Source organism: Streptomyces sp. NPDC002896, assembly GCF_040295225.1.
Taxonomy (GTDB): Bacteria; Actinomycetota; Actinomycetes; order Streptomycetales; family Streptomycetaceae; genus Streptomyces.
Window position 1 is genome coordinate 20,946 of sequence record NZ_JBEOVA010000025.1, and the last position, 23,137, is coordinate 44,082.

At 70.4% G+C, this 23,137-nt stretch carries 23 protein-coding genes; 8 read left to right on the forward strand and 15 right to left on the reverse strand.

The annotated features are described in order from the left end of the window. The first annotated feature begins 24 nt into the window (after positions 1–24). Together ABT009_RS34220 and ABT009_RS34225 are read left to right on the forward strand one after the other, a co-directional pair. Positions 25–849: a GntR family transcriptional regulator gene (locus tag ABT009_RS34220; protein WP_351303981.1), complete on the forward strand. Its 825-nt coding sequence runs from the start codon at positions 25–27 to the stop codon at positions 847–849. A gap of 30 nt (positions 850–879) precedes the next feature. Further along, entirely contained in the window at positions 880–2,046 is a 1,167-nt protein-coding gene (locus ABT009_RS34225; RefSeq protein ID WP_351303984.1) for a PP2C family protein-serine/threonine phosphatase, read from the forward strand. A 26-nt stretch (positions 2,047–2,072) separates the two neighbouring features. Here ABT009_RS34225 and ABT009_RS34230 read toward each other — a convergent pair whose 3' ends face one another. Genes ABT009_RS34230 through ABT009_RS34240 form a run of 3 tightly spaced genes read right to left on the reverse strand, consistent with a single transcriptional unit; the run spans position 2,073 to position 5,774 of the window. After that, a complete protein-coding gene (locus ABT009_RS34230; protein WP_351303987.1) occupies positions 2,073–3,023 on the reverse strand; it encodes an aldo/keto reductase in 951 nt (316 codons plus the stop codon). Between the two features lie 31 nt (positions 3,024–3,054). Next, positions 3,055–4,467 (reverse strand): acyl-CoA reductase, encoded by a 1,413-nt coding sequence (locus ABT009_RS34235; RefSeq protein WP_351303990.1) that lies wholly within the window; start codon positions 4,465–4,467, stop codon positions 3,055–3,057. An 11-nt stretch (positions 4,468–4,478) separates the two neighbouring features. Then, entirely contained in the window at positions 4,479–5,774 is a 1,296-nt protein-coding gene (locus ABT009_RS34240) for a hypothetical protein (RefSeq protein WP_351303993.1), read from the reverse strand. Between the two features lie 88 nt (positions 5,775–5,862). On the opposite strand from ABT009_RS34240, the gene ABT009_RS34245 reads away from it, so the two are divergent. Then, complete coding sequence (locus ABT009_RS34245) at positions 5,863–6,531, forward strand: TetR/AcrR family transcriptional regulator (RefSeq protein ID WP_351303995.1); 669 nt, start codon at positions 5,863–5,865, stop codon at positions 6,529–6,531. A gap of 25 nt (positions 6,532–6,556) precedes the next feature. On the opposite strand, the gene ABT009_RS34250 is transcribed toward ABT009_RS34245, so the two are convergent. Next, on the reverse strand, positions 6,557–7,564 hold the full coding sequence (locus ABT009_RS34250; RefSeq protein WP_351303998.1) for a TIGR03617 family F420-dependent LLM class oxidoreductase: 1,008 nt from the start codon (positions 7,562–7,564) through the stop codon (positions 6,557–6,559). A 53-nt stretch (positions 7,565–7,617) separates the two neighbouring features. Between ABT009_RS34250 and ABT009_RS34255 the strand changes: the two genes are divergently transcribed. Further along, positions 7,618–8,424, forward strand: a complete 807-nt coding sequence (locus tag ABT009_RS34255; protein ID WP_351304001.1) for an enoyl-CoA hydratase — start codon at positions 7,618–7,620, stop codon at positions 8,422–8,424. A gap of 72 nt (positions 8,425–8,496) precedes the next feature. Here ABT009_RS34255 and ABT009_RS34260 read toward each other — a convergent pair whose 3' ends face one another. From ABT009_RS34260 to ABT009_RS34285, 6 genes are all read right to left on the reverse strand, one after another. Further along, complete coding sequence (locus ABT009_RS34260) at positions 8,497–10,071, reverse strand: acyl-CoA synthetase (protein ID WP_351304004.1); 1,575 nt, start codon at positions 10,069–10,071, stop codon at positions 8,497–8,499. Further along, positions 10,068–10,601, reverse strand: coding sequence for a cupin domain-containing protein (locus tag ABT009_RS34265; RefSeq protein ID WP_351304007.1), 534 nt, complete (start codon positions 10,599–10,601; stop codon positions 10,068–10,070). The genes ABT009_RS34260 and ABT009_RS34265 overlap by 4 nt, the downstream gene beginning before the upstream one ends. 55 nt (positions 10,602–10,656) lie before the next feature. Then, complete coding sequence (locus tag ABT009_RS34270) at positions 10,657–11,493, reverse strand: SDR family oxidoreductase (protein WP_351304009.1); 837 nt, start codon at positions 11,491–11,493, stop codon at positions 10,657–10,659. A 40-nt stretch (positions 11,494–11,533) separates the two neighbouring features. After that, positions 11,534–12,007: a VOC family protein gene (locus tag ABT009_RS34275; protein ID WP_351304012.1), complete on the reverse strand. Its 474-nt coding sequence runs from the start codon at positions 12,005–12,007 to the stop codon at positions 11,534–11,536. Positions 12,008–12,107: 100 nt separating this feature from the next. Then, positions 12,108–13,166: an NAD(P)H-dependent amine dehydrogenase family protein gene (locus tag ABT009_RS34280; protein WP_351304014.1), complete on the reverse strand. Its 1,059-nt coding sequence runs from the start codon at positions 13,164–13,166 to the stop codon at positions 12,108–12,110. A gap of 62 nt (positions 13,167–13,228) precedes the next feature. Further along, on the reverse strand, positions 13,229–13,993 hold the full coding sequence (locus ABT009_RS34285; RefSeq protein ID WP_351304017.1) for an SDR family NAD(P)-dependent oxidoreductase: 765 nt from the start codon (positions 13,991–13,993) through the stop codon (positions 13,229–13,231). Between the two features lie 54 nt (positions 13,994–14,047). Between ABT009_RS34285 and ABT009_RS34290 the strand changes: the two genes are divergently transcribed. Next, on the forward strand, positions 14,048–15,508 hold the full coding sequence (locus ABT009_RS34290) for a class I adenylate-forming enzyme family protein (RefSeq protein WP_351304019.1): 1,461 nt from the start codon (positions 14,048–14,050) through the stop codon (positions 15,506–15,508). After that, positions 15,501–16,667 (forward strand): thiolase family protein, encoded by a 1,167-nt coding sequence (locus ABT009_RS34295; RefSeq protein WP_351304022.1) that lies wholly within the window; start codon positions 15,501–15,503, stop codon positions 16,665–16,667. The genes ABT009_RS34290 and ABT009_RS34295 overlap by 8 nt, the downstream gene beginning before the upstream one ends. A gap of 76 nt (positions 16,668–16,743) precedes the next feature. Here ABT009_RS34295 and ABT009_RS34300 read toward each other — a convergent pair whose 3' ends face one another. Both ABT009_RS34300 and ABT009_RS34305 read right to left on the reverse strand, forming a co-directional pair. Beyond that, entirely contained in the window at positions 16,744–17,625 is an 882-nt protein-coding gene (locus tag ABT009_RS34300) for an acyl-CoA thioesterase (RefSeq protein ID WP_351304025.1), read from the reverse strand. A gap of 94 nt (positions 17,626–17,719) precedes the next feature. After that, positions 17,720–18,397, reverse strand: coding sequence for a TetR/AcrR family transcriptional regulator (locus tag ABT009_RS34305; RefSeq protein ID WP_351304028.1), 678 nt, complete (start codon positions 18,395–18,397; stop codon positions 17,720–17,722). 130 nt (positions 18,398–18,527) lie between these two features. On the opposite strand from ABT009_RS34305, the gene ABT009_RS34310 reads away from it, so the two are divergent. Further along, positions 18,528–19,703 carry an acyl-CoA dehydrogenase family protein gene (locus ABT009_RS34310; RefSeq protein WP_351304031.1) on the forward strand — a complete coding sequence of 392 codons (1,176 nt, stop codon included), beginning with the start codon at positions 18,528–18,530 and terminating at the stop codon, positions 19,701–19,703. Positions 19,704–19,712: 9 nt separating this feature from the next. After that, positions 19,713–20,495: an enoyl-CoA hydratase gene (locus ABT009_RS34315; protein ID WP_351304033.1), complete on the forward strand. Its 783-nt coding sequence runs from the start codon at positions 19,713–19,715 to the stop codon at positions 20,493–20,495. Positions 20,496–20,553: 58 nt separating this feature from the next. On the opposite strand, the gene ABT009_RS34320 is transcribed toward ABT009_RS34315, so the two are convergent. From ABT009_RS34320 to ABT009_RS34330, 3 genes are read right to left on the reverse strand one after another with little or no spacing between them, the layout of a single operon-like run. Continuing rightward, positions 20,554–21,357, reverse strand: coding sequence for an acyl-CoA dehydrogenase family protein (locus tag ABT009_RS34320; protein WP_351304036.1), 804 nt, complete (start codon positions 21,355–21,357; stop codon positions 20,554–20,556). 7 nt (positions 21,358–21,364) lie between these two features. Beyond that, positions 21,365–22,453 (reverse strand): acyl-CoA dehydrogenase family protein, encoded by a 1,089-nt coding sequence (locus ABT009_RS34325; RefSeq protein WP_351304038.1) that lies wholly within the window; start codon positions 22,451–22,453, stop codon positions 21,365–21,367. Continuing rightward, a complete protein-coding gene (locus ABT009_RS34330; protein ID WP_351304041.1) occupies positions 22,450–22,863 on the reverse strand; it encodes a nuclear transport factor 2 family protein in 414 nt (137 codons plus the stop codon). The genes ABT009_RS34325 and ABT009_RS34330 overlap by 4 nt, the downstream gene beginning before the upstream one ends. Between the last annotated feature and the right edge of the window lie 274 nt (positions 22,864–23,137).

A 23,137-nucleotide genomic window follows, 5' to 3' on the forward strand; every position in this document is an offset into this window, starting at 1 on the left:
AGGCAGGACGGTGAGACGACGGACATGGCCCGCACCACGAAGGGGAGCCGGACAGTGCAGGGCGCCGGCGGACGCGACAGTGCCTATGTGCGGCTCGCCCGGGAGCTGCGCGAGGCGATCCTGCGCCACGAGTACCCCGAGGGTGTGCGTCTGCCCACGGAGGCCGAGCTCGCCGAGTCCCGCGGGCTGAGCCGCCAGACCGTGCGCCGCGCCTTCCAGGACCTCGTCGCCGAGGGCCTGGTCCACCGGATCCCGGGGCGCGGCACGTTCGCCACGCCGCGCGAGGAGCAGTACCTGCGGCAGTTCGGCTCGGTCGAGGACCTCATGGCGTTGTCCCTCGACACGACGATGCAGCTGGTGTCGCCGCTGCGCCGCCGCGTCGACCTGGACGCGGCGGGCCGGCTGCGCCTCGAATCCGACCGGGTGTACACGCTGGCCTTCCTGCGGCTGCACGAGGACGCCCCGTTCTGCCTGACGACCGTCCACCTGCCCCCGGACTCGGGTCAGCTTGTCGCCGACCGGCCCGAACTGACCGAGGAGGGGGCGCGCAGCCAGGTCACGGTCATCGGTCTCCTCGACAGCCGGCTGCCCGACCCCATCGCGGAGGCCGAGCAGTCCGTCACGGTGGCCCTGGCCACCCCGGAGACCGCCACCCACCTGGGTTGTCCGCCGGGCCACCCTCTGCTGCGCATCGACAGGCTGTACCTCTCCGCGTCGGGCCGCCCGGTGGAGCTGGCCGTCAGTCACTTTCTGCCCGAGCACTACTCGTACCGGGTGCGGCTGCGGCGTAATCAATTCACTCACGGGGGGCGCACGGCTGGCCGGAGTGGGGGGTCCCGGCAAGTCTGAGGCGACAGCCCTGACGACGGGAGCACGGACGTGGGGAGTTCCGGTGAGCCCAGCACCGACGTGGGACGCGGCCTGGTGCGCCGCGCCCGGCTGCTGCCCTTCGTCCTGCTGATCGGCGGCGGACTGCTGGACGTACTGACCCCGGCGAAGTTCAGCGCGACCGCCTTCTACTCGATCGCGCCCATCATCGCGGCCCCCGTGATGTCGCTGCGGGGGACCGTGCTGACGGGCATCGCTGCGTGTGCCGTCGACGCCGCCGTGCTGACCCGTTTCGGCTATCTGGGGCATGCGGAGCTGGAGGGCGGGTTGACGGAACTGGCGTCGGTCGTGGCTGTCGCGATCATGGCCGTGGTGATCAATCGGATGCTGTACCGCCGCGATGTGGGGCTGCGCTCGGCGCGCGGGATCGCCACGGTCGTGCAGAACGCGGTACTGCCGCGCCCCCGGAGCCGCATCGGGCCGTTCCGGATCGCCGTACGCTACGAGGCCGCGCTGAAGGAGGCTCAGATCGGCGGAGATCTGTACGCCGCCCAGAGGACAGGCCAGGGTCTGCGCTGCATCATCGGCGACGTGCGGGGGAAGGGCCTGGGTGCGGTCGAGGCTGTCTCCATCGTCCTCGGGGCGTTCCGCGAGGCCGCTCAGGACGAACCCACGCTGGACGGTGTCTGGCGGAGACTGGAGCGCACCCTGGCCCGCGAGCTCGAGTCCCGGCCCAGTCTGGACCGGACCGAGGGGTTCATCACCGCCCTGCTGGCCGAGATCGCGCCGTCCGGCGACGAGATCAGACTGGTCAATCGCGGTCACCCCCCGCCGCTTCTTTTCCTGCCGGACGGCGTGGTCCGGGCCGCCGAGCCGTCCAGGACGGCGCTGCCGCTCGGCCTGGCGGTGCTTGACGCCGATCCGGACCGGGTGGCGGTGGACGCGGTGCCCTTCCCCGAAGGCGCCACGCTTCTGCTGTACACGGACGGGGTCACCGAGGCGCGCGACCGCGTCGGGGTCTTCTACGACCCGGTCGCCGCTCTCGCGGGCCGTCGCTTCGCCGGCCCGGACGCCGTGTTGAACGCCGTGGTCGACGACGTCCACCGGCACACCGGGAGCGGTGGCGCGGAGGACGACATGGCCTTGCTCGCCGTCACGGTCACGCGGACCGACAACGGCGAGTACGGCGACCACAGCGAGCCCAAAGCCGCTTCCTGAACGAGACCAGGGAGCGAAGGAACACCTCACGCAGGTGGCGCAAGGGCGGCGCTGTACCTCTGCAGGAAGTCGTGCGGGTAGCCGTCACGGACGCGTGTGGCGGCATCGAGGCGTTCGAGCTGCGATGCGTCGAGCCGGACGCTCACCGCGGTCAGGTTGTCGCGGATCTGCGTCATGGTGCGCGCGCCGATCACCGGCATGAGGCCCTGCTGCAGGACCCATGCGAGGGCCACCTGTGCGGGCGTCGTACCGAGCTCCGCGGCGATCTCCGTGGCGATGTTCAGCGCCCGTTCCAGGGGTGGGGACAGCCGCTGGGCATCGTCCCCCGGCGGCTTTCGGGCCAGGAGACCGCGCGCGAGCGGGCTCCACGCGGAGATCGCGAGTCCGAGGTTGCGTGCCATAGGCAGCAGCTCGCGATCGGGGGTGCGCGCGGCGAGCGAGTACTCGAGCTGCAGGGCGCAGAAGGAGTTCCAGCCGCGCAGCTCGGCGATGGCGTCGGAGCGGGCGATCACCCATGCGGGCGTGTTGCTCACGCCGATGGCCAGCACTTTGCCGGCGCGTACGAGATCGTCGAGCGCCCGTAGCGTCTCCTCCGCCGGCGTGCACTGGTCCCACGCGTGCACCCACAGCAGGTCCACGTAGTCCGTGCCCAGGCGGCGCAGACTGGTCTCGACGCTGCGCCGCAGGCTCTTGCGGTGGTTGCCGCCGGAGTTGGGGTCGGACTTGTCGGTCGGCAGCGTGTACTTGGTGCCGACCACGATGGCGTCGCGTTCCGCTGCGATCAGGCGCCCGGTGATCGTCTCGCTCGCGCCCTCGGTGTAGACGTCGGCGGTGTCCACGAAGTTGCCGCCCGCCTCGCGGAAGGCGGCGTAGATCTCCCGGCACGTCGCTTCCTCCGCGCCGAAACCCCATTCGGTGCCGAACGTCATCGTGCCGAGGCACAGTTCGCTGACGCGCAAACCGGACCGGCCGAGCACACGCAGCCGTATACCTCCTCCCTGCGCCGCGTCAGGCATCGTCGTCGACCACCCAGTTGACGAACCGGTGCAGCGGGTACATGCCGTCGTGCGGCGAGCCCATGCTGCCGGTGAGGGCGCTGCCGAGCTTCACGACGCGCTGTACGCCGGCGGTGGCGAGGTGGTCGCGGAGCTCTGTCTTGCGATGCGACGGGTAGACGCCCACCGTCTGTGTCGCCACCGTGGCGAAGGCGGCGGCGTCGGGCATGGTGGCGACAGGCACGACGTTGACCGTCTTGTTCGTGGGGTGGAAGTCGACCGGCTCCGGCGAGCGCACGACGAGGCCACGGCCGTCGTAGTCGCCCCAGATCCGATACTCGGGGTCCAGGAAGCGCAGGCCGTCCACCGCCTCGCGGATGTCGCTCGAGGGCTTCGGCCCCACCGCCGACGCGAACTCCCGGTCGACTCCGAGCCGTTCGCAGAGCAGGGCGCAGAAGCGGTCGACCTGCTCGATGTCGCCTTCGACACAGATGTGGCGGGCGGCGAGGCACGCGTCCTGGTTGAAGACGGTGGCGTCCGTGGCTGCCAGCTCGGCCACTTCCTGCAGGGTCTGCTCGGACGCGAAGGCCTCCCGGCCGATGACCGACATCGACACCTTCGGGTCGAAGGAGATCAGCTGGAAGCCGGGCCCGACGTACTTCGCGGCGTTCGCAATGGCGTCGCCCCCGCCCCAGGCGACCAGTTTGTCGAAGTACTGGGAGCGGTACAGCACGCCCTCGACCTTCGCGTCGCCGCCACGCCAGTAGACGGCCGACATCGACCGGAGTACGGGGTGGTCGGGCTCGATGTCCGCCATGGTGCGCAGCACCGCGACGGTGGTGAACGGGTCGGCCGACGGCATCTTGAACACGTTGACCGCCTTGACGAGCGCGGCGTCCGCGATCGACGTCATGGCCGCGCTCGGGGAGTTTCCGGCGAGCATGTGGACCAGCCGTGGCGGGAAGGCACGGACCCGGCTGACGCGGCCGTTCGGGTCGGTGCGCTCCACCCAGCCGTCGAGGACATCGGTGCCGCCGAAGGTGCGCTCGAGGCGGTACTCCAGCGCCTCCCTCGTCAGGAACTGCCCCGGCCGCTGGAAGGTGTTCTCGATGATGCGCCGCGGCAGGGCACTCACCTGCAGGGTCATCTCGAGCGACTCCTGGAGGTACGCGTTCTTCTCGAGCGTCAGATGCTTCGCGGTCTCGACGAGGAAGTCGATGATCTCCGTCAGCGGCACGTTGAACGCCGGCCCCAACTGGGTACGCGGCTCGAACAGTTCGGTGAGCTGGAGGCGTGGCGTGACGAACGGAACGCCGAAGTCGCGCGAGAGGTACTCGGTGTCCTCGCCCCAGACGAGGCGGCCCCGCACGAAGTGGGGCACCCGGATCTTCGCACCCGGGGGCGCGTGCGTGGTTGCCGTGCTCATGAATCCTCCGCTCATTCCGCGACGAAGCCGCGGACGTAGGCGTCGATCGTGCCGGCGCAGGTGATCTTGTCGTCATCGCGCAGGTCGGCGTACCGGGTGATCTCGGGGAAGATGGTCTGCCCCGGTCGGCCGCACGGGCAGGCGCGGAGATCGACGAGGATCTTGTCTCCGCTGATCGTCCCGCCCCACCGCCCGTCGATGGTGAGGTCGAAGAACGCGGCGCGGCCCTCGACCTGACCGTCGGACTCCGGCGCCGGCGACTCCCCGTCCTTGTCGAGCACGAAAAGGACGAGCCCCTCGGGTACGTGGTAACGCCCCTCGAGGCACTTGGGGTTGCGCAGGTTCAGTTCCTGCATCGAGTAGTACTGCAGGTGCCGGGCAGGCGTGATGTTCAGCATGCGGTAGATCTGCGTCTGGTAGTCGGGCGGCAGCGTGTTGCCCTTCAGGCCGCCGCCGGTCATCAGCGCGTTCTCTCCGGTGATGTCGCCTTCCGACGCGCCCGACTCCTTCAGGATCTCGGACAGCCGGAACAGCGGCGCGACCATGGAGTTGAAGAAGATCCGCTCGCCGCGTCGCTTGAGGATGTGCTCCGCGAAGTGGCGCAGGCGTTCCTCGGTCTCCCTCTGCCGCCGGGCGCCGGCCGCCTCGACCTCCGCGATCTCGTCCGGTTCGGCCGTCCCGTCCGCCATGGCCTTGCGGATGGCGGCAAGGCGGGTCGTGTAGCGGTAGTGGTCCTTGCGGCCCTGCGTGCGGGGCACGGGGATCGCATCGGGGCGCGCGTAGGCGGCGATGAGCATCTCGCGGGAGGCGTTGTGCGCGCTGAGGCCGGTCTCCGGTCCCACGGGGATGACGTGCCACGTGCGCTCCGCCGGGATGCCCGCCTCGGCCAGGCAGGCCATCTGATTCTGCTGCGAGGCCTCGCGGTCGCGCCGGGTCTTGTTCAGGAACGAACTCTTGCCGCTCGTGCCGCTGGAGCTCGACACCAGGTGCCCGGCCGACTCGAGCCGCTCGATCCAGCCGTCGATGTCCTCGACCCCGGACACGTCGACGTCGGTGACCCGGTAGGTCGACAGGGAGTCGAGCCAGCGGTTCAGCTGCGCCCAGCGGCCCTTCGCGATGAGCGACTCCGGGTAGCTCTTGTAGGTCGTGTGGGGGAAAAGCAGCGGGATCATGTCCTCGCGTGCCCGGATCGTCTTGATGCCCTCTGCCTCGGCCCGCCGGTCCAACACGGGCACCTGCTTTCGCCGTTGCTGGAAGCGGGCGTCCAACGCCTCGATGGAATCCCGCTGGTTCGTCGTCCTTGACATTGCGCCTCCAGCTCTCCTGGGGATCGCTGAAAACTATACTGAGAGGTCTAGTTATGGTCCAGTGACCGGTTCTGGCAGACTTCGGAAAATGACGACGCCGCCCCGATCCCGCCCGCACCCGGGCGGCACCCGGCCTCGCCGCGGCGGCCGGCCCACTCGCGAGCAGGCCAGGCAGCTGGACGAGGACGTCCGCGAATGCGCCCTCCGGCTCTTCCTGGAGCACGGCTACGACGGCACCACCATGGACTCCATCGCCGCGGGGGCCGGCACCACCAAGGCCTCGCTCTACGCCCGCTTCCCGGGCAAGGAGGCCGTGTTCAGTGCCGTGCTCGCATGGGCGACCCAGCGCACCGACTGGCCCGTGCAGGAACCGCCCCCACCGGACCCGGACGACCTTGAAGGGGCGTTGACCGCTATCGGCAACGCCGCCGTGCGCCGGTCGCTCGACCCGTCGATGATCAAGCTCGGGCAGCTCGCCGTCGCCCACGCTGCGCGCTTTCCCGAGATCGCCCGTCGGGTGTACGGCGCCGGGGCCTGGCCACGCAAGCAGCTCGTGGTCGACTTGCTGAACCGGCATGCGGCCGCAGGCGCGATCGTCGCCGACGACCCTGAGATGCTCGCCGAGCACTTCCTCGGGATGGTGTCAGTCGTACCTGCACGCCGCGCCTCCTTCGGCATCCTGCGCGATGCCGCCGAGCAGGAACGCCACACCCGGAGCGCGGTGCAACTGTTCCTGCGGAGTCTGCGGCCTGACTAGCCTCATGCGGCTGCGCCGGTCGGTTTCAGCAGCAGGCGCGCAGCCGCCGGACCAGATCGGCGGCCACGTCGTGGTCGAGGCCGGCCGGCGGGGTGAACGAGATACGGGTGAGCAGCCCGCCGTACCGTTCCGCCACGGCGGCGGGCAGGTCGTCCGGGGCGGCGACGACGGCGAACGCGTCGACCATCTCATCGGTGATCAGCCCGGCCATGGCCGCCCATCGCCCCGCCTTCGACAGCGTGGTCAGCTCCTCGTTGACGCCGTCCCAGCCGTGTAGTTCGAAGACGCCGCGGTAGGCCGGCGTGGACGCGTAGAACGCGATCTGACCGCGCAATCTCGGCAGGGCGGCCTCGATCTGTTGCTCCGTGCCCGTCGCGATGAACGGCGTGTGGACGACCTCGAAGCCGTCCATGGTGGCGCCCGCTCGCGCACGTCCTTCGCGGAGCGCCGGAAGGCTCCGCTCCCGGATCCAGCGCGCGGTGGTGTAGCCGTGGCAGAGGAAGCCGTCCGCCACTTCACCCGCGACACGGGTCATCAGCTCGCCGACGCCGGCCAGCAGCACGCGTGGCGGGCCGAACTCGTGGCCGGGTGGGACGAAGTCCCGTGGCATGAGCGTGTGCCGGTAGTAGTCGCCCTGGAAGTCCAACGGGGTGCCCTCGTGCCAGGACGACCAGATCGCCCGCAGCGCCAGGACGTACTCGCGCATCCGCGCGGCGGGCCCACTCCAGGGCATCGAGAAGCGGCGGACGATGTGCGCCTTCACCTGTGACCCGAGACCGAGCAGCAGCCGGCCGCGGGCATGCCGCTGAAGGTCGTTGGCGGTGTAGGCGAGCGCCATCGGCGACCGCGCGAACGCCACCGCGATCGACGTGCCCACCTCGATGCGGTCCGTCACCTCGGCGGCCACGGCCAGCGGGAGGAACGGATCCTGGTTGAGCTCTCCCGCCCACAACCCGTCATATCCGTCGTCCTCGAGGATGCGGGCTCGGGTCGCGGCGTCCGCGAGCCCGCCGAGCGTTCCGTCAACTCTCATGGTGTGATACTAAGCAGTTCGAGAATGGAATTCTCTAAAACTGGGAGCGTCGTATGGCGAAGATGGAGCCCGTCGTCCTGGTCGACATCGAGGACCGCGTCGCGACAGTGACACTCAACCGGCCGGAAGCACGCAACGCGCTCAACCGGAAACTCACCCACGCCCTGTGGGACGCGATCGCCGCCGCCGGGGACGACCCAGGAGTGGACGCGGTGGTCCTCACCGGGACGGACCCCGCCTTCTGCGCCGGTGTCGACCTCAAGGAGGTGTCCGGCGAGGCGCCGCCCAGCGCTGCCCCTCGGGCACCCGGCGCGGGCCCGGAGCGCGGCGGCGACGGCCTCTTCCGGTTCCTGCCCGTAATCGCCAAGCCCGTCATCGGCGCCGTCAACGGCGTCGCCGTCACCGGCGGGCTGGAGGTGGCGCTGCAGTGCACCTTCCTGGTGGCCTCGGAACGAGCCCGCTTCGCGGACACCCACGCCCGTCTCGGCGTCATGCCGGGCGGGGGTGCCACCGTCCTGCTTGCGCGGTCGATCGGGCTGCAGCGGGCCGTCGAGATGTCGCTCACCGGTAACTTCCTCACCGCCGCGGAAGCGCTCCGGCTCGGCCTGGTCAACCACGTAGTGCCGCACGACGAGCTGCTGCCCTTCACCCGGCGGCTGGCCGCCGACATCGTCGGCAACGACCAGTACAGCGTCCGCCGGCTGCTTCGGCACTACCGGCACCTGGCCAACGCGGCGACGTTGCAGGAGGCGCACCTCATCGAGGGGATGCTGGCCGAGACCTGGCGGCCGGGCACGAGCCACGTCGCCGCCAGGCGCGCCGGCATCACCGCCCGCGGCCGCGCCCAGGCCCGGTCCTGACGATGACGTCCCTTGAGGTTCGGACCGGGCCCAGCCTTGAGGGCGAACAGCTCGGCGCGTGTACGGATCTCGTCATGCTCCGTTATGGCCATGCTCCGGCACCTGGATGCCGTCTGCTCCGTAGCGCTCGCGCAGGAGTCGCTTGTACAGCTTGCCGTTGGGATCGCGGGGGAGTTCGTCGACGAAGTCGACGGTCCGCGGGCACTTGTAGGTCGCGAGCCCTGCGCGGCAGTAGGCGAGCAGCTCCGCCTCGAGGTCCGGGCCGGCGCCGGCGTGGTCGGCGGGCTGCACGATCGCCTTGACGGCCTCGCCCATCTCGTCGTCGGGCACGCCGATCACGGCGACGTCGGCCACCGCGGGATGGCTGGTGAGGACGTTCTCGGCCTCCTGCGGATAGATGTTCACCCCGCCGGAAATGATCATGTGGGCCTGGCGGTCGGTGAGGTAGAGGTAGCCGTCCTCGTCGAGGTACCCGATGTCCCCGAGCGTCCGCCACCCCTTGGGGTGGGTGATCGACGCGGTCTTGCCGGGATCGTTGTGGTACTCGAAGGGGCGGCCACCCGCGAAGTACACGACACCCGCCTCGCCCACCGGCAGCTTCTCGCCGTCCTCGCCGACGATGTGGCACTCCTGCATCGGGCGGCCGACCGAACCCGGATGGGCCAGCCACTCTTCCGGTGTGATGTGTGTGTTGCCGACGTCCTCGGTGCCCGAGTAGTACTCGTGGACGATCGGCCCCAACCAGTCGATCATCTGCCGCTTCACCGCGACGGGACACGGCGCCGCCCCATGCGTGACGTTGCGCAGGCTCGACAGGTCCCAGCGCTCGCGCTCCTCCGCGGGGAGGCGGAGCAACCGTACGAACATCGTCGGCACGAACTGCACGTGCGTCACGCGGCGGCGCTCGATGAGCTCGAGACAAAGGCGGGCGTCGAAGCTCTCCATCACCACGACCGTCGCGCCGATGCGGTGCATCGACATCGAGAAGACGAGCGGCGCGCCGTGATACAGCGGGGCGGGCGACAGATACACCGAGTCCGCTCCGGCACCCAGCATCAGGAGACCACGCGCGATCTGCGCGGGAGCCGACGACGGATCGCCGAACGCCGTGCCCGGCAACGGCTTGCGCACGCCCTTGGGCCGGCCGGTCGTACCCGACGAGTACAGCATCTCGCGGCCCTCGCACTCGTCAGCGAGCGGCTCGGCGGATTCCCCGGCCAGCACGTCCTCGTAGCGCTCGAATCCCGCGAGTTCGCCGGTCGCCGCCACCCGCACCGGTATGCGTGAGAGGTCCAGGCCGGCCACGACGTCGGCCATAGCCTCGCTGGTCACGAGCGCGACCGCGCCGCAGTCGTCGAGGACGTACTGCACCTCGCCCGGGCGGAGGTGGCTGTTGAGCGCCGTGTAGTGCAGGCCCGAGCGTTGCGACGCCCACGCGACCTCCAGATACGCACGGTTGTTCTCCATGAGGATGGCGATGTGGTCGCCGACGCCGAGACCGCGCGAACGCAGCGCCCGGGCGAACCGCGCCGACCGCTCCTCCAGTTGCGCGTGGGTCACCACCTCGCCGCTCGAACCCATGATGATCGCCGGTAAGTCCGGTGTGCGATGGGCGTGCAGGGTCGGTGTCATCGGTTCGGTTGTCACCGCGCCGCCCCCTCCACCTCGTCCCGCGGTGACGACGCCTCGGCCGCCTCGGCGCCCAGGACCACGAACGCGACGATCGCGGGCTCGGCCGACGCGTTGCGCCATCCGTGCACGGTGCCGTTCTGTACGACCGTGTCCATGGCGCGCAGCGTCACTTCCTCACCGGAATCGAGGATCAGGGTGACCTCGCCCCTGAGTACGACCCCGTAGTCGATCGTCGAGGTGGCGTGCATGAACACATCCCCGTGTGGTCCTGCTCCCGCCGCGTGGCCGGGTGCCGCGCCGAAGCCCAGCGGGAAGACGTTGATCAGGAATCGCGACCCTTCCGGACCGGGGAAGAACTTCTGGTCCAGCCTGGTCGGGTCGGCTCCGGCGTTGGGCACATGAGGCACCGCATCCGTCGCCCATACGTACACCGTCTGGAAGCCGGGCACGTCTTCTGTCGCCAGCACGCACGGAGCCGGACCGTCGCTGACGACGTGTCCCTTTCCGTCGGCGGCACGGCCGGTCACCACTCGTCGCGCAGCCATGTGTCCTCCTCGCCGAGCCTCGTTGCTCTCCTGCCGGTGGATCTGCGCCGTGTGGTTACTGCCGACCGGCCGGCCCGTGCAGCGCCGCGCACACGCCGCCGTCGACGAGAAGGTCGACGCCGTTGAGGAATCCGGCGTCGTCCGACAGCGCGAAGGCGACCACGGCCGCGACCTCCTCGGGGTGTCCCGTGCGCCCGAGCGGTGTCCGTTGCACGAGCACGTCCATGAACGGGTGGCTCTCTGCTTCCTGCCGCCCCTGGGGTGTGTCGATGACGCCGGGAGAGACCGAGCAGACACGAGCTCCCAACGGCCCGAGCCGTACCGCCTCCTGCTGTACGAAGCGGTGTACGCCGCGCTTGGCCCACGCGTACGCCACTCCGGTGTCCTCGACGGCCGGACCGAGGGCATCGTGGATGCGGTCCAGGAACTGCTCGTCGAGCGGGGCGTCAAGGGCGGCGACCGCAGCGGGGTCCGGCTCGGTGGGGTCGAGCAGCGGCGCCATCGAGGCGAAGCACACCATCGCCGTCCCGGCGGTGGCGAGCGGGCGCAGCGCCTCAGCCAGCATCGCGGTCCCGACGAGGTCGACGGTGAAGATCCGGCGCCAGTCGGCCATGGTCGGGGAGATGCCTGCGGCGTGGGCGACGGCCCGGAGCGTGCCCGACTCGCGGACGTGAGCGGCGAGCCGGGCGAGGCCGTCACCATCGGTGATGTCGAGGACGAAGGGTTCGACAGCGGCTCCGCGGCCTGCAGCTGACAGGTCTTTGGCGGCCGCGGTCACGGTCGCCTCGTCCCGGTCCACGAGCACCACCGTGTCCACCATGCCGGTGAGGCGTTGCGCGCACGCAAGCCCCATGCCGCGACCGCCGCCGGTCGCGATGCCCACAGTCGTCATCGATTCCTCCTGTCAGATCGCAGCCGGCACGGAGTGGACATCACGCCGCGCCTTTCGGGAGGGCGCCTCTCGGGACGGCCCAGCACCGCTGCAGCCCCGGCTTCGCAGCCCGGCTCACCAGCTCGACGCGAAACCCGTTCGCGCTGCGGTGGAACGTGAAGAACGGGGTACCGTCGGGCCCCGTCCGCGTCGCCTCGGTCACGTAACCGTGGCGTACGAGCTCGGCGGAGTCCGCGGCCACGTCATCGGACCAGTAGCCGATGTGATGGATGCCTGTTCCGGTCGCCGGCTCCCAGAGGGTCCCCGGGATGCTCCGGATGATCTCGAGCCTGGGCGCCGTCACCGAGTACGCGCACCTGAGCTCGAGGACGGCGTCACCGGTGGGCAGCGTGACCGGGACCGGTCCGCCGACTTCGTCGCCCCACTCGTACCCGAACAGGGACGACAGGCCGGCCATGGTCGCTTCGAAGTCCTCCGCGACGATGCCGAGATGGAACTGGTCCTCGGACTTCATGACAGGGTCACCACCGCGACGGACCTCGTCCGGGCAGAAATGTCCTTCGCGTGTTCAACATCCATATCCACTCTCCGAAGGCGAGTTCACCGCGGGGCTTTCAGCCGAGTGCGGCGACGATCTGTGGGAGGTCGGTCGTGGTCCGGATGCCCGGAGGGGCCTGGCAGACGTAGGGAACGGCGTTGACGGCGCGGTTGGCCGTGTACGACGGGGAGACGGCTGCCAGCTTCTCCGGCGGGACAGGGAAGCGTATGTCGATGTCGAGGGGTGCGTCCCCGTCCAACGTGACATGCCAGCCGGTGCTGCGGAGGTCCCAGTCGCGGTCGAGGTCAGTGCCGCAGTACCAGTTGGCACGGAAGCGCAGCACCGGGTGGCCGTCGCGCACACCCGCCACCGTGATCCGCTGCGCGGCGACGGTCCCGGGTTCGATGGTGCCGGCGGCTATCCGGATATGGCTGCGTGCGCAGGCGACTTCCCCGCTCGCCTCGATCCCGTCGAGCCGGATACCGAGGGTGTCGGCGACCAGTCGCAGCGACGGGCCGAAGCTGGCGCCCAGACCTTGCACCCGCCCGGCGTCGAACTCCGTCGGCGGCCTGCCGAAACCCATCACCTCGAAGAGGAGAGCCGGAGAGTCGCGCCGGGACAGGTTGGCGTACTCCTCTATCAGCAGGCTGTCCAGCCGCCGTTGGATAGAGCTGAGCACCAGTGGTATGGCTTCGGTGATGAACCCGGGGCTGCTCCCTGTGCTGTGCAGGGAGGATGCGCCCTTGCGGCACGCGGATTCGACCGGTTCGCGCAGTGTCGGATCGAGCCTGTCGCGGTGGTGGAAGTCGGTCCGTGTCGTCACCACGTCGGTGCCCGACGCGAGCAGCCGGCACAGGACGTCGACGTCCAGCTCGCGGGGTGTGTAGAGCACGCAGTCGGCACCGAGCGCAAGGATCTCCTCGATATCGTCGGTGGCGGCGACGCCGACGGGAGGCAGCCCGCACAGGTCCCCGGCGTCGCGGCCCGCTTTGGCCGGGGTGTGCACGTACACCCCGGCCAGTTCCAGCTGCGGATGCTGGATCGTGGCCCGCAGCGTCCGGCTGCCGATGTTTCCGGTGGCCCACTGGACGACGCGGTACGGAGGCCCGGCCGCCGTTCCGCCCTGTGATCGCATCCCCTGACCCTGCCTCTCTCTCGGCTGCCGGTTGCGGGCGCACAACTTCCATGTAGGGGCGGTTACTTGGGCGGGAAGCGGAGGGCTCCGTCCAGGCGGATGACCTCTCCGTTGAGGTAGTCGTTCTCGCAGAGGTGGTGGACGAGTTCGGCGTACTCGGCCGGGCGGCCCATGCGCCGGGGGTGCGGGACCTGCGGCCCCCAGTACGCCTCCAGCTTGTCGCCCGCCTGCCCGTAGGCCGGGGTGAGGAACGTGCCCGGCGCGACGGCGACGACCCGGATGCCGAGCGGCGACAGGTCGCGCGCGGCGACCAGCGTCATGCTCGCCACACCTCCCTTGGCGGCGGCGTAGGGGATCTGGCCGATCTGGCCCTCGAACGCGGCGATGGACGCGGTGTTGACGATGACGCCGCGGGAGCCGCTGTCCAGGGGCTCCTGCCGGCCGATCGCGGCGGCGGCCAGGCGCATCACGTTGAAGACGCCCGTGAGATAGACCTCGATGGTCGTGCGGAAGCCGTCGAGGTCGAGCGGGCTGCCGTCCTTGCCGACCAGACGCCCGCCGCTGGCGGGACCGCCGTGCACGTCCACCACGATCCGCAGCGGCCCCGCGGACTCGGCCTCCGCGATCGCCGCCTGCACGCTCTCCTCGCTTGTGGCATCCGTCCGTACGTAGCGGATGCCCAGCTCCTGCTCGAGCGCCTTGCCCTTGTCGTCGGCGAGGTCGGCGGCCACGACCTTCGCCCCTGCCGCGTGCAGCCGGCGCACGGTCGCCTCGCCGAGGCCGCCTGCACCGCCCACCACGATCGCGGAGCTCCCGGTGATCTGCATCTATGCTCCCCACTCTTGAAAGTCCCGCTCTTCGAGCATGAGAATAGCACTCTCATGAATATCACGATGATTCTCGAGATGGCTGCTTCGGGCGGCGAGCGAGCAGCGGTGACACGGGACGGCCGGTCGCTGACAGCCGCCGAACTCCTGGGTCTTGCCCGCCGCGCAGCCGGGCGCTTCCGTGATGCGCCCGCCGTCCTCTACCGCGGGGTGAACCACCTCGCCTACCCCGTGGCGCTGTTCGGAGCGGCCCTGGCCGGCGTCCCGTTCGTGCCGCTCAACTACCGCCTGGGAAGCGACCAGTTGGAGGAGATCGCGAGGCGGCATCCCGGGGCTCTGGTCCTGGGACCCGACGACCTCGACGACTTGGTGGACGGCCCGGCGGAGTCGGACCCCGGCGCGGAGCAGGAAGCGGCCCCATGGGACCAGGACGCCGTCGCCGTCATCCTCTACACCAGCGGGACGACCGCAGCCCCCAAGGCGGCCCTCCTGCGCCACAAGCACCTGCTCGCCTATGTGCTGAACACCCTGGAGTTCGGCTCGGCGGCGGACGGCGACGCGGCCCTGGTGGCCGTTCCGCCGTACCACGTCGCCGGGCTGACGAACCTGCTGTCCAACCTCTACACGGGCCGCCGCGTCGTCTACCTGCCGGCGTTCGACGCAGAGGAGTGGCTCGCCACCGTGCGCGCGGAGCGCGTCACCCACGCGATGCTGGTGCCGACCATGCTGGCGCGCATCGTCGACCGAGTGCCCGACGGCGGCGACGCCGGAACGCCGAGCCTGCGCAGCCTCGCCTACGGAGGCGCCCGCACCCCGAGGACCGTCGTCGAAAAGGCGCTGCGCGCCTTCCCGACGACCGACTTCGCCAACGCATACGGACTCACCGAGACCGCCTCGTCGATCGCCGTCCTCGGCCCCGAGGACCACCGCGCCGCCGTCGCCTCCGACGACCCCGCCGTACGCGACCGGCTCACGTCCGTGGGGCGCGCCCTGCCCGGCGTCGAGATCGCCGTGCGCACGGAGGACGGCACGCCCTGCGAAGCCGGCGAGACCGGCCTGGTGTTCGTACGCGGGGACCAGATATCCGGCGAGTACCGGGGGCGCAGCGCCCTGGACGCCGACGGCTGGTTCCCCACCCGCGACCGGGGACGCCTGGACGCGGAGGGCTACCTGTTCATCGAGGGGCGCGCCGACGACACCATCATCCGCGGCGGTGAGAACATCGCCCCCGCCGAGATCGAGGACGTCCTCCTCGCCCACCCCGGCGTCACGGAGGCGGCGGTGGTCGGCGTGCCGGACGAGGAGTGGGGGCAGCGGATCGTCGCGGTCCTCGTCGGCGACGGGGATCCGGACGAGATCCGGCAGTGGGCCAAGGCCCGGCTGCGCACCTCCAAGACCCCCGACGTCATCGTGTTCCGCCCCGAACTGCCGCGTACCGACACCGGAAAGCTACTGCGCCGCGCCCTCCTCGCCGAGCTGGACACCCTGGATTCCCTGGAGACCACCCATGCCTGAAGCGCCCGAAGCCGTCATCGTGTCCGCCCTGCGCACCCCCGTCGGCACCGCCGTCAAGGGGACGCTGCGCGACACCACCGCCTACGACCTGGCCGATCTCGTCGTCCGGTCCGCAGCCGACCGCCTCGCCGACCAGGGCATAGAGCCCAGCCGCGTCGACGACGTCGTCCTCGGCGAGGGCCTGTACGGCGGAGGCGTCATCGCCCGCCACGCCGCGATCACCGCCGGCCTGACCTCCGTACCGGGGCTGGCCCACAACCGGCACTGCGCCGCCGGGCTGGCCGCGGTCCAGACCGCCGCCGCCTCCGTGCGCGCCGGGATGGACGAGGTCGTCATCGCGGGCGGCGTCAACTCCGCATCCACCTCGCCCAGGTTGCGTTTCCGGGAGGGAGAGGACTGGACGGACCCGTGGTTGCCGCCCACGCACCCCGACCGGCCGGACGCCCCCAATGCCGACATGTCGATCACGGTCGGCTGGAACGCGGCCGTCAAGGCGGGCGTGAGCCGCGAGGACATGGACGCGTGGGCGCTGCGCTCGCACCGCAACGCCGTACGCGCCATCGACGAGGGACGCTTCGACGCGGAGATCGTCCCCGTCGACACGCCGCACGGCCTGTTCCGGGTCGACGAACACCCGCGCCGCGACACGTCGATGGAGAAGCTGGCCGCGCTCAAGCCCCTCCACCCAGAGATCGAGGGCTTCAGCATCACGGCGGGCAACGCCTGCGGAGGCAACGACGGCGCGGCCGCCCTGGTCGTCGCCAGCAGCCGGCTGGGCCTGCCCGCCCTGGCCACCGTACGCGGCTGGGCATCCGTCGGCGTCGACCCCGCCGACACCGGCCTCGCCCCCGTGCAGGCGATCCCCAAGGCCCTTGCCCGCGCCGGCCTTTCGACCGACGACGTCGACCTCTACGAGATCAACGAAGCCTTCGCCTCCATGTGCGTCGCGACCGTGCGCCTCCTCGACCTCGACCCGGACACGGTCAACGTCAACGGCAGCGGCTGCTCCCTCGGCCACCCGGTGGCCGCCACCGGAGGCCGCATGCTCGTCACGCTCGTGCACGAACTGCGCCGCCGGGGCGGCGGGATCGGCGTCGCGTCGATGTGCGCGGGCGGCGGGATGGGGTCGGCCGTGGTGATCGAGGTGGCCGCGCCCTGAGGTTGACCGAACGCTCCTGACGACCTGCCGGACTGCGGGGGCACCCACGGGGGGTGCCCCCGCCTCGTCGGCCCGGCTAAGAGGAAGGCTGGTCTGCCGGACGGAAACGCAGCAGGGCCTCTTGTGCGTACGACGCGACGAGGGAGCCGTCGGTGGTGAGGACGTCACCGCGGCCGTGGCAGCGGCCGTGCGCCACGAGCGGAGAGTGCTGGCGGAGCAGCAGCCACTCGTCGGTACGGAATTGCCGGTGGAACCACACGGTGTGCGAGGTGACGGCCGAGGTGAAGGCCGTTCCCGCGTCCTTCTGGCTGACCCCGTCGAGCGGGCGCAGGGCAGTACCGATGACGGTCAGGTCCGTGGCGTAGGCGAGCAGGGCGGGGGCCAGTTGCGGGTCGGCCCCCGGGGTGCGCATCCACAGGTCCAGTTCGGGCGGCTGTGCCGCCGGGGCGTCGAGGTCGGCGGACACCCGTGTCTCCCAGGGCAGCAGATCCAGCTCCACCTGATGTTCCGGGGGCAGGACGGTGGGCACGGGCGCCACGGTCTGGCGGTCGGGTCCGTCCTCGGCGGCATGCATCGACACCGACGCCGTGGCCACCACGCCCGACGGCTGCCGGGCGACGACCGACCAGGTGGCGAACGTGCTGCCCTCGTGCAGGCACTCCGCCTCGTACCGGACGGTCTCGTCCGTACGGCCGGCCCGTGCGAACAGCACATGGAGGGACTTGACGGCCTTGCCCGGACACGCGAGGGACACGGCGCGGACGAACTGCGCCAGCAACTGCCCGCCGAACAGCCGGTGGTAACTCAGCTGCTGGTTGCGGCCCTCGAAGACCAAGCGGGCGGCGGACTGAGGACTCGGGTGCTGCGCGTCCGCGCCACCCGTGCCCGGGTGTGGGGGCGGTGACGGAAGCACACGCAGGCCGAGGCAGTCGAGAAGATCGCTCCAGAGGTCTGACATGCACTGAGTGTAAGAGAGTTCTTCGGATCCGAGAATAGGATTCTCGGCTCGAGATCGGCTCGAGATCGGCTCGCGGCGCTGAGCGGTATGCGCCTCAGTCGCGGGTGACGCCTCCGGAGCAGAACTCCCAGACCTCGTCGGAGGTCAGCGGGTGGGAGGCCGAGCTTTCCGGGGGTCCGCTGGACTGGGCCAGGAACATCGCTGTCTGCATCACCATCGCGGCCGCGCGGCGGGGCTTGAGGCCGGGGCGCAGCCCGCCGTCCGCCTCCACCTCCGTCATGAGCTCGGTGAGGACCGTGAGGACGGGTGCGTGCGCGACCTTCACCTCCTCGGGGTGTGTCAGCAGCAACCGCGGGGCGAAGTCGGTGAACAGCGGGTGTGTCATCGCCGGGTCGGGTCGGGAGCCGTCGAAGAGCAGCCGTACGGCGGCCTCCAATCGCGCCAACGGCGTGTCCGCTTCATCTACTGCGGCCCTGATCTGTACGGCCGACCGGCTCAGGGCGTCCTCGAAGAGGGCGAGCAGCAGTTCGTGCTTGCCGTCGAAGTGCTGGTAGAAGCTGCGCAGCGACTGGCGGGAGCGGTCCACGACCTCCTGCACGGTGAAGTCCGTGGTGCCCTTGTCCACCATGATCGCCTGAGCCGAGTCCAGGAAGCGCTGCACCCGCTGCTCGGCACGCAGCTGCATCGTCCTCGTGGAACGCTCGACGGCACGCTGCTTCCAGGTCGGTTCGCCGAGGGGCGGACCAGCGTTGAGATCTGCCTTCTGCGTCATGTCGTGATGGTACTGCGTTGACGAGAGAAACGTATTCATCCACGGTAGCCGGGTGCAGTGAATGGAGAGACTATCATTTCTTTCATCGAGAACGATATTATCAGCATCGTCGCCAAGGAGTAGGAGAGTCATGCGGCTGACCTTTGACGACGACGTCGAGGCCTTCCGGGCCGAGTTCGCGGCGTTCCTGGCCGAGCACCTGCCCACCGAGGCGGAGGCGACCGAGCGCTCCCGGTCCACCGCGCACATCCCGGACTGGGCCCGGCGCTGGCAGCGGCTGCTGTTCGACGAGGGCTGGCTGCTGCCCGGCAATCCGCCCGAGTTCGGCGGCCGTAGCGCCACCATCCTGCAGCAGTACGTGCACCTGGAGGAGCTGTCCCGGCGCCGCATCTACCACAGCTTCAACCCGGCGGGCCTGGGCATCATCGCCGCCTCGCTGCTGTCCTTCGGCACCGAGGAGCAGAAGCGCCGCTGGGCCGTGCCCATCCTCCGCGCGGAGATCACCGCAGCGCTCGGCATGAGCGAGCCGGGTGCCGGCTCCGACCTCGCCTCCCTGCGCACCCGCGCGGTCCTGGACGGCGACCACTTCATCGTCAACGGGCAGAAGGTGTGGACCTCCGGAGCCCACGACGCCGACGTGCTGCTCACCTTCGTCCGTACCGACCCCGAAGCCCCCAAGCACAAGGGCATCAGCGCCCTGCTCATCCCCACCGACACACCAGGTCTGACCCGCTGTCCGTTCGGCTCGCTCACCGCACCCGAGGACAAGGACTTCAATGAGGTGTTCTTCGAGGACGTCCGCGTCCCCGTCGAGAACCTCGTCGGCCCGCTCAATCAGGGCTGGCGGGTGGCCAACGGCTCGCTCGGGCACGAACGCACCCTGCTGTGGCTGAGCTTCGCCGACCGCATGGACGAACTGCTCCGCGACTACCGCCCGGGGACCCCGCTCGACCGGGACTGGTACGCCAACCTGGTGATGGACCGGCAGGCGCTGGGCCTGCTGGGCTCCGCCGCCCTGGCCCGCGCCGCCCGCGGCGACACCGACGTCCCGGCGCTGTCCGTACTGAAACTGCTCGGCTCGGAGGCCGCGCAGAAGGCCGCGGAACGGGCGCTGGAGGCCGCCGGGCCCGACGGGCTCGCCCATCCGTCCACCACCGCGCCGTACTCCCACATGCACTGGGAGGACTTCTCCGGCAGCTGGTTCCAGCGCTACGCCCGCAGCTTCGCCGGGACCATCGCCGGCGGCACGTCCGAGATCCAGCGCACCATCATCGCCGAGCGCGTGCTCGGCCTGCCCCGACGCTGAGGAGCCGCCGTGACCATCCTGTACGAGACGAAGGACCGGATCGCGACCATCACCCTGAACCGCCCCGAGGTCGCCAACGCCCAGAACGTCGCACTCCTCGACGAACTCGACGCTGCCTGGACCCGGGCCGCCGAGGACGACGAGGTGAAGGTCATCGTGCTGCGCGCCGAAGGGAAGCACTTCTCCGCAGGACACGACCTCAACGACCGCTGGCCGGGCCCCGACGAGATCACCCTGGAGTGGATCTACTCGGCGGAGAGCCGTCGCTATCTGGACTACAGCCTGCACTGGCGGAACGTGCCGAAGCCGTCGATCGCCGCCGTCCAGGGCCGGTGTATCTCGGGTGGGCTGATGCTGTGCTGGCCGTGCGACCTGATCGTCGCCGCCGAGGACGCGCTGTTCTCCGACCCGGTGGCCATCATGGGCATCGGCGGTGTCGAATACCACGGCCACACCTGGGAGTTGGGTGCTCGCAAGGCCAAGGAGATCCTGTTCACCGGTCGCCCGCTGACCGCGGATGAGGCCGAACGCGTCGGCATGGTCAACAAGGTCGTGCCCCGCGACCGACTCGACGAAGAGGCGCGGGCGCTCGCGGAACGCATCGCGACGATGCCGTCCTTCGGGCTGCGCCAGGCCAAGCGAGCCGTCAACCAAACCCTGGACGTGCAGGGCTTCCATGCCGCGATCCAGTCCGTCTTCGACATCCACCAGACCGGCCACGGCAACGCCCTGAGCGTCACCGGCTACCCGATCCTCGCGAAGCTGGACGAGATGAAGCAGAAGCTGCGGTAGGCCGCGGAAGAGAGCGGGTGGGTCCGGACGGTGAGGGGGCGTCCGGACCCACCACCCGTCAGAGCTGGGTCAGGCGCGGCGCCGAACCCTCCCGCAGCAGCAGCGCCCCCGCCTCGCGGGTCAGTTCCCGGGCGCTGCCGAGCAGGCCGTCCAGGACGTAGGTGCGGCGCACATGGCGGTGCAGGTCGTGCTCGGCGGTGAAGCCGATGCCGCCGAGCACCTGCTGGCAGTGGCGGGCCGCCGTCAGGGCCGCCTGGCCGGCCGCCGCCTTCGCCAGCAGGCAGCCAAGGTTGTCCTCGGCCGCGCGCAGGGTCGCCTCGGCGCCCTCCACGGCGACTAGGGTCTCCGCGAGCCGGTGCCGTACGGCCTGGAAGGAGGCGAGGGGACGCCCGAACTGGACGCGGTCCAGGGCGTGCGACCGGGCCAGCGAGAGCATGGCCCTGCTGGTTCCGGCCAGCCACCAGCCCAGCGCCCGGCGGCCATCGGCGAGAGGGACGGAGTTCCCGTCGGCCACTGGCCGGAGTGGCAGTTCGCCGTCCAGGGACTCGCTGTCCGCGGACGTGTCCGCGCCGTCCGTCCGATCCCACAGGACCCAGGTTCCGCCCGCGTACGGCAGCGGGAGGGTGGTGCCTGTGGGGAGTCCGGCAGCGTGCAGGATCACGTCATTGAGCAGCGGGGCATGGGCTCCTGTCTCGCCGAGCAGCCGGAACACCACGGGGACCGTCTCGTCGGGCATCTCGGTGAGCATCTCGGCCCAGCCCAGTTCCCTCAGTGCGGTGTCCAGGGCGCCGCCCGTGTGCGTCGCCATGGTCTTGCGGAGGGTCTCGGCGAGCAGGTCGAGTTCGGCGGCGTCCACGGTCACGTGGCGGTCACTCCTTCCCCAGGTCGAGCAGGCGGCGGGCGATGATGTTCCGCTGGATCTCGGCGGTGCCGCCGTAGATGGTGGCCGCGCGCGAGTACAGGAACTCGGTACGCCAGGGTGTGCCGGCCAGCTCCACGACCCCCGGCAGCAGGTCTCGTGCGGTGTCGAAGAGCCGCTGCTCGGCCGTGGCCAGGAGCACCTTGTCCACGGAGGTCTCCGGGCCGAGCCTGGCCCCCTCGGCAAGGCGCCGCTGGGTCGCGTGGGAGCGGCAGCGGACGGTGTGCAGCGCCAGGTAGGCGGCACCGACAGCATCCTCGTCCCGCACGCTCGTCTCCTCGAGCAGCCGGTCGAGTCGCGTGTACAGATGAGCGACACGGTGCCAGAAGCACGTGGAGCGCTCGTGTGGCAGCAGGTCCATCGCCAGCTGCCAGCCGTCGCCGGGGCGGCCCAGCATCCGTTCACCGGGCACGGCCACCTCGTCGAAGAACACCTCGGCGAACTCGTCGACACCGTGCATGGTGCGCAGCGGGCGGACGGTGATGCCGGGGGAGTCCATGTCGACGAAGAACGCGGTGATCCCGGCATGGCCGGGCGCGGTGCGGGTGAGCAGGACGCAGCGCGAGGCGTACTGGGCGAGGCTCGTCCACACCTTCTGGCCCGTCACCACCCAGTCGCCGCCGCGCTGTTCGGCGCGCGTCGAAAGCGAGGCCAGGTCGCTTCCGGAGCCGGGCTCGGAGAAACCCTGGCACCACTGCTCGCGCCCGCCGAGCAGCAGCGGCACCATCTCGGCCGCCAGCTCCGGACGGGCGTACGAGATCATCGTCGGGGCCAGGACCTCGATCATCGAGTAGATGCCGGGCTCGGCCAAGCCGCGGGTTGCGACCTCCTCGCCGAGTACGGCACGCAGGACGGCAGGACCGCCGAGGCCGCCGACCGAGGCGGGCCAGCCGTACCGCATCCACCCTGCCTCGTACAGCGCGCGGCGTACCCGCGCCAGCTGCTCGACCTGCGCGTCGAGGGAGCGGTCGGGGCCGGGACGCAGGTCGTTCTCGTCGAGCCAGGCCGTCAGGGCCGCCCGGAACTCGCCGACTTTCATGCGCCGTTGCGCTCGAAGGCGTGCGGACGGCCGGAGTCGTGGGCTCCGCTGCGGCGGATGAACGTCATCGCGCGGGTGCGCAGCCGCCAGCCGTCCGGGGTGCGGACGTAGGTGTCGTTGTAGTAGCCGATGCGCATGTCGTGCGTGGCGTGGTCGACGAAGCACAGAGGCTGGGTGCCCGTCGCCGTGTCGCCGTCCAGCTCGATCGCCGCCGTGCCGGTGAGGAACAGGCCCTTGGGGGCGGCCGCGACCAGTGCGGGGAACTCGTCGAGGGGATACGTGTCGCCGAACGCGCTGTACGTCCCGTCGGAGGTGAAGACCTTGAGCAGGCCGTCGATGTCGCCCTTGGTGATGGTCACCGCGTAGCGGGCGAGCAGCTGGTGGATCTCCATCAGGTCGTCAGTGGACATGGGTGACTCCGTCCTTCCCTACGACGCACCGGACGTCCCGCCGACAAGGCGGGCGCTCGCGGATTCTCTATATTGAGAACGATGTTTTCAGAGGTGCGTTTCAGGGTTTCACGGGGGCGAGGCTGCGTCAACCGCTGCAGACGGCGGCTTGTGCAAGGTTCGCCGATTGTTCGGTACGAATGGTTGATTGCCGTGTAGCGAGAAGCTAGTTTCCCTTTACTGAGAGGGTGACTTGGTGTCCATGGACCGTGCCGGGCCCGTGGGCGCCCGTCCG

Bases quoted from the DNA above. Each gene is read 5' to 3' on its own strand.
- ABT009_RS34280 (WP_351304014.1), bottom strand. From the start codon at position 13,166: ATGCGATCACAGGGCGGAACGGCGGCCGGGCCTCCGTACCGCGTCGTC.
- ABT009_RS34330 (WP_351304041.1), bottom strand. From the start codon at position 22,863: ATGTCCACTGACGACCTGATGGAGATCCACCAGCTGCTCGCCCGCTAC.
- ABT009_RS34325 (WP_351304038.1), bottom strand. From the start codon at position 22,453: ATGAAAGTCGGCGAGTTCCGGGCGGCCCTGACGGCCTGGCTCGACGAG.
- ABT009_RS34255 (WP_351304001.1), top strand. From the start codon at position 7,618: ATGGCGAAGATGGAGCCCGTCGTCCTGGTCGACATCGAGGACCGCGTC.
- ABT009_RS34240 (WP_351303993.1), bottom strand. From the start codon at position 5,774: ATGTCAAGGACGACGAACCAGCGGGATTCCATCGAGGCGTTGGACGCC.
- ABT009_RS34270 (WP_351304009.1), bottom strand. From the start codon at position 11,493: ATGACGACTGTGGGCATCGCGACCGGCGGCGGTCGCGGCATGGGGCTT.
- ABT009_RS34305 (WP_351304028.1), bottom strand. From the start codon at position 18,397: ATGACGCAGAAGGCAGATCTCAACGCTGGTCCGCCCCTCGGCGAACCG.
- ABT009_RS34290 (WP_351304019.1), top strand. From the start codon at position 14,048: ATGAATATCACGATGATTCTCGAGATGGCTGCTTCGGGCGGCGAGCGA.
- ABT009_RS34250 (WP_351303998.1), bottom strand. From the start codon at position 7,564: ATGAGAGTTGACGGAACGCTCGGCGGGCTCGCGGACGCCGCGACCCGA.
- ABT009_RS34285 (WP_351304017.1), bottom strand. From the start codon at position 13,993: ATGCAGATCACCGGGAGCTCCGCGATCGTGGTGGGCGGTGCAGGCGGC.
- ABT009_RS34275 (WP_351304012.1), bottom strand. From the start codon at position 12,007: ATGAAGTCCGAGGACCAGTTCCATCTCGGCATCGTCGCGGAGGACTTC.
- ABT009_RS34235 (WP_351303990.1), bottom strand. From the start codon at position 4,467: ATGAGCACGGCAACCACGCACGCGCCCCCGGGTGCGAAGATCCGGGTG.
- ABT009_RS34300 (WP_351304025.1), bottom strand. From the start codon at position 17,625: ATGTCAGACCTCTGGAGCGATCTTCTCGACTGCCTCGGCCTGCGTGTG.
- ABT009_RS34265 (WP_351304007.1), bottom strand. From the start codon at position 10,601: ATGGCTGCGCGACGAGTGGTGACCGGCCGTGCCGCCGACGGAAAGGGA.
- ABT009_RS34295 (WP_351304022.1), top strand. From the start codon at position 15,501: ATGCCTGAAGCGCCCGAAGCCGTCATCGTGTCCGCCCTGCGCACCCCC.
- ABT009_RS34220 (WP_351303981.1), top strand. From the start codon at position 25: ATGGCCCGCACCACGAAGGGGAGCCGGACAGTGCAGGGCGCCGGCGGA.
- ABT009_RS34310 (WP_351304031.1), top strand. From the start codon at position 18,528: ATGCGGCTGACCTTTGACGACGACGTCGAGGCCTTCCGGGCCGAGTTC.
- ABT009_RS34245 (WP_351303995.1), top strand. From the start codon at position 5,863: ATGACGACGCCGCCCCGATCCCGCCCGCACCCGGGCGGCACCCGGCCT.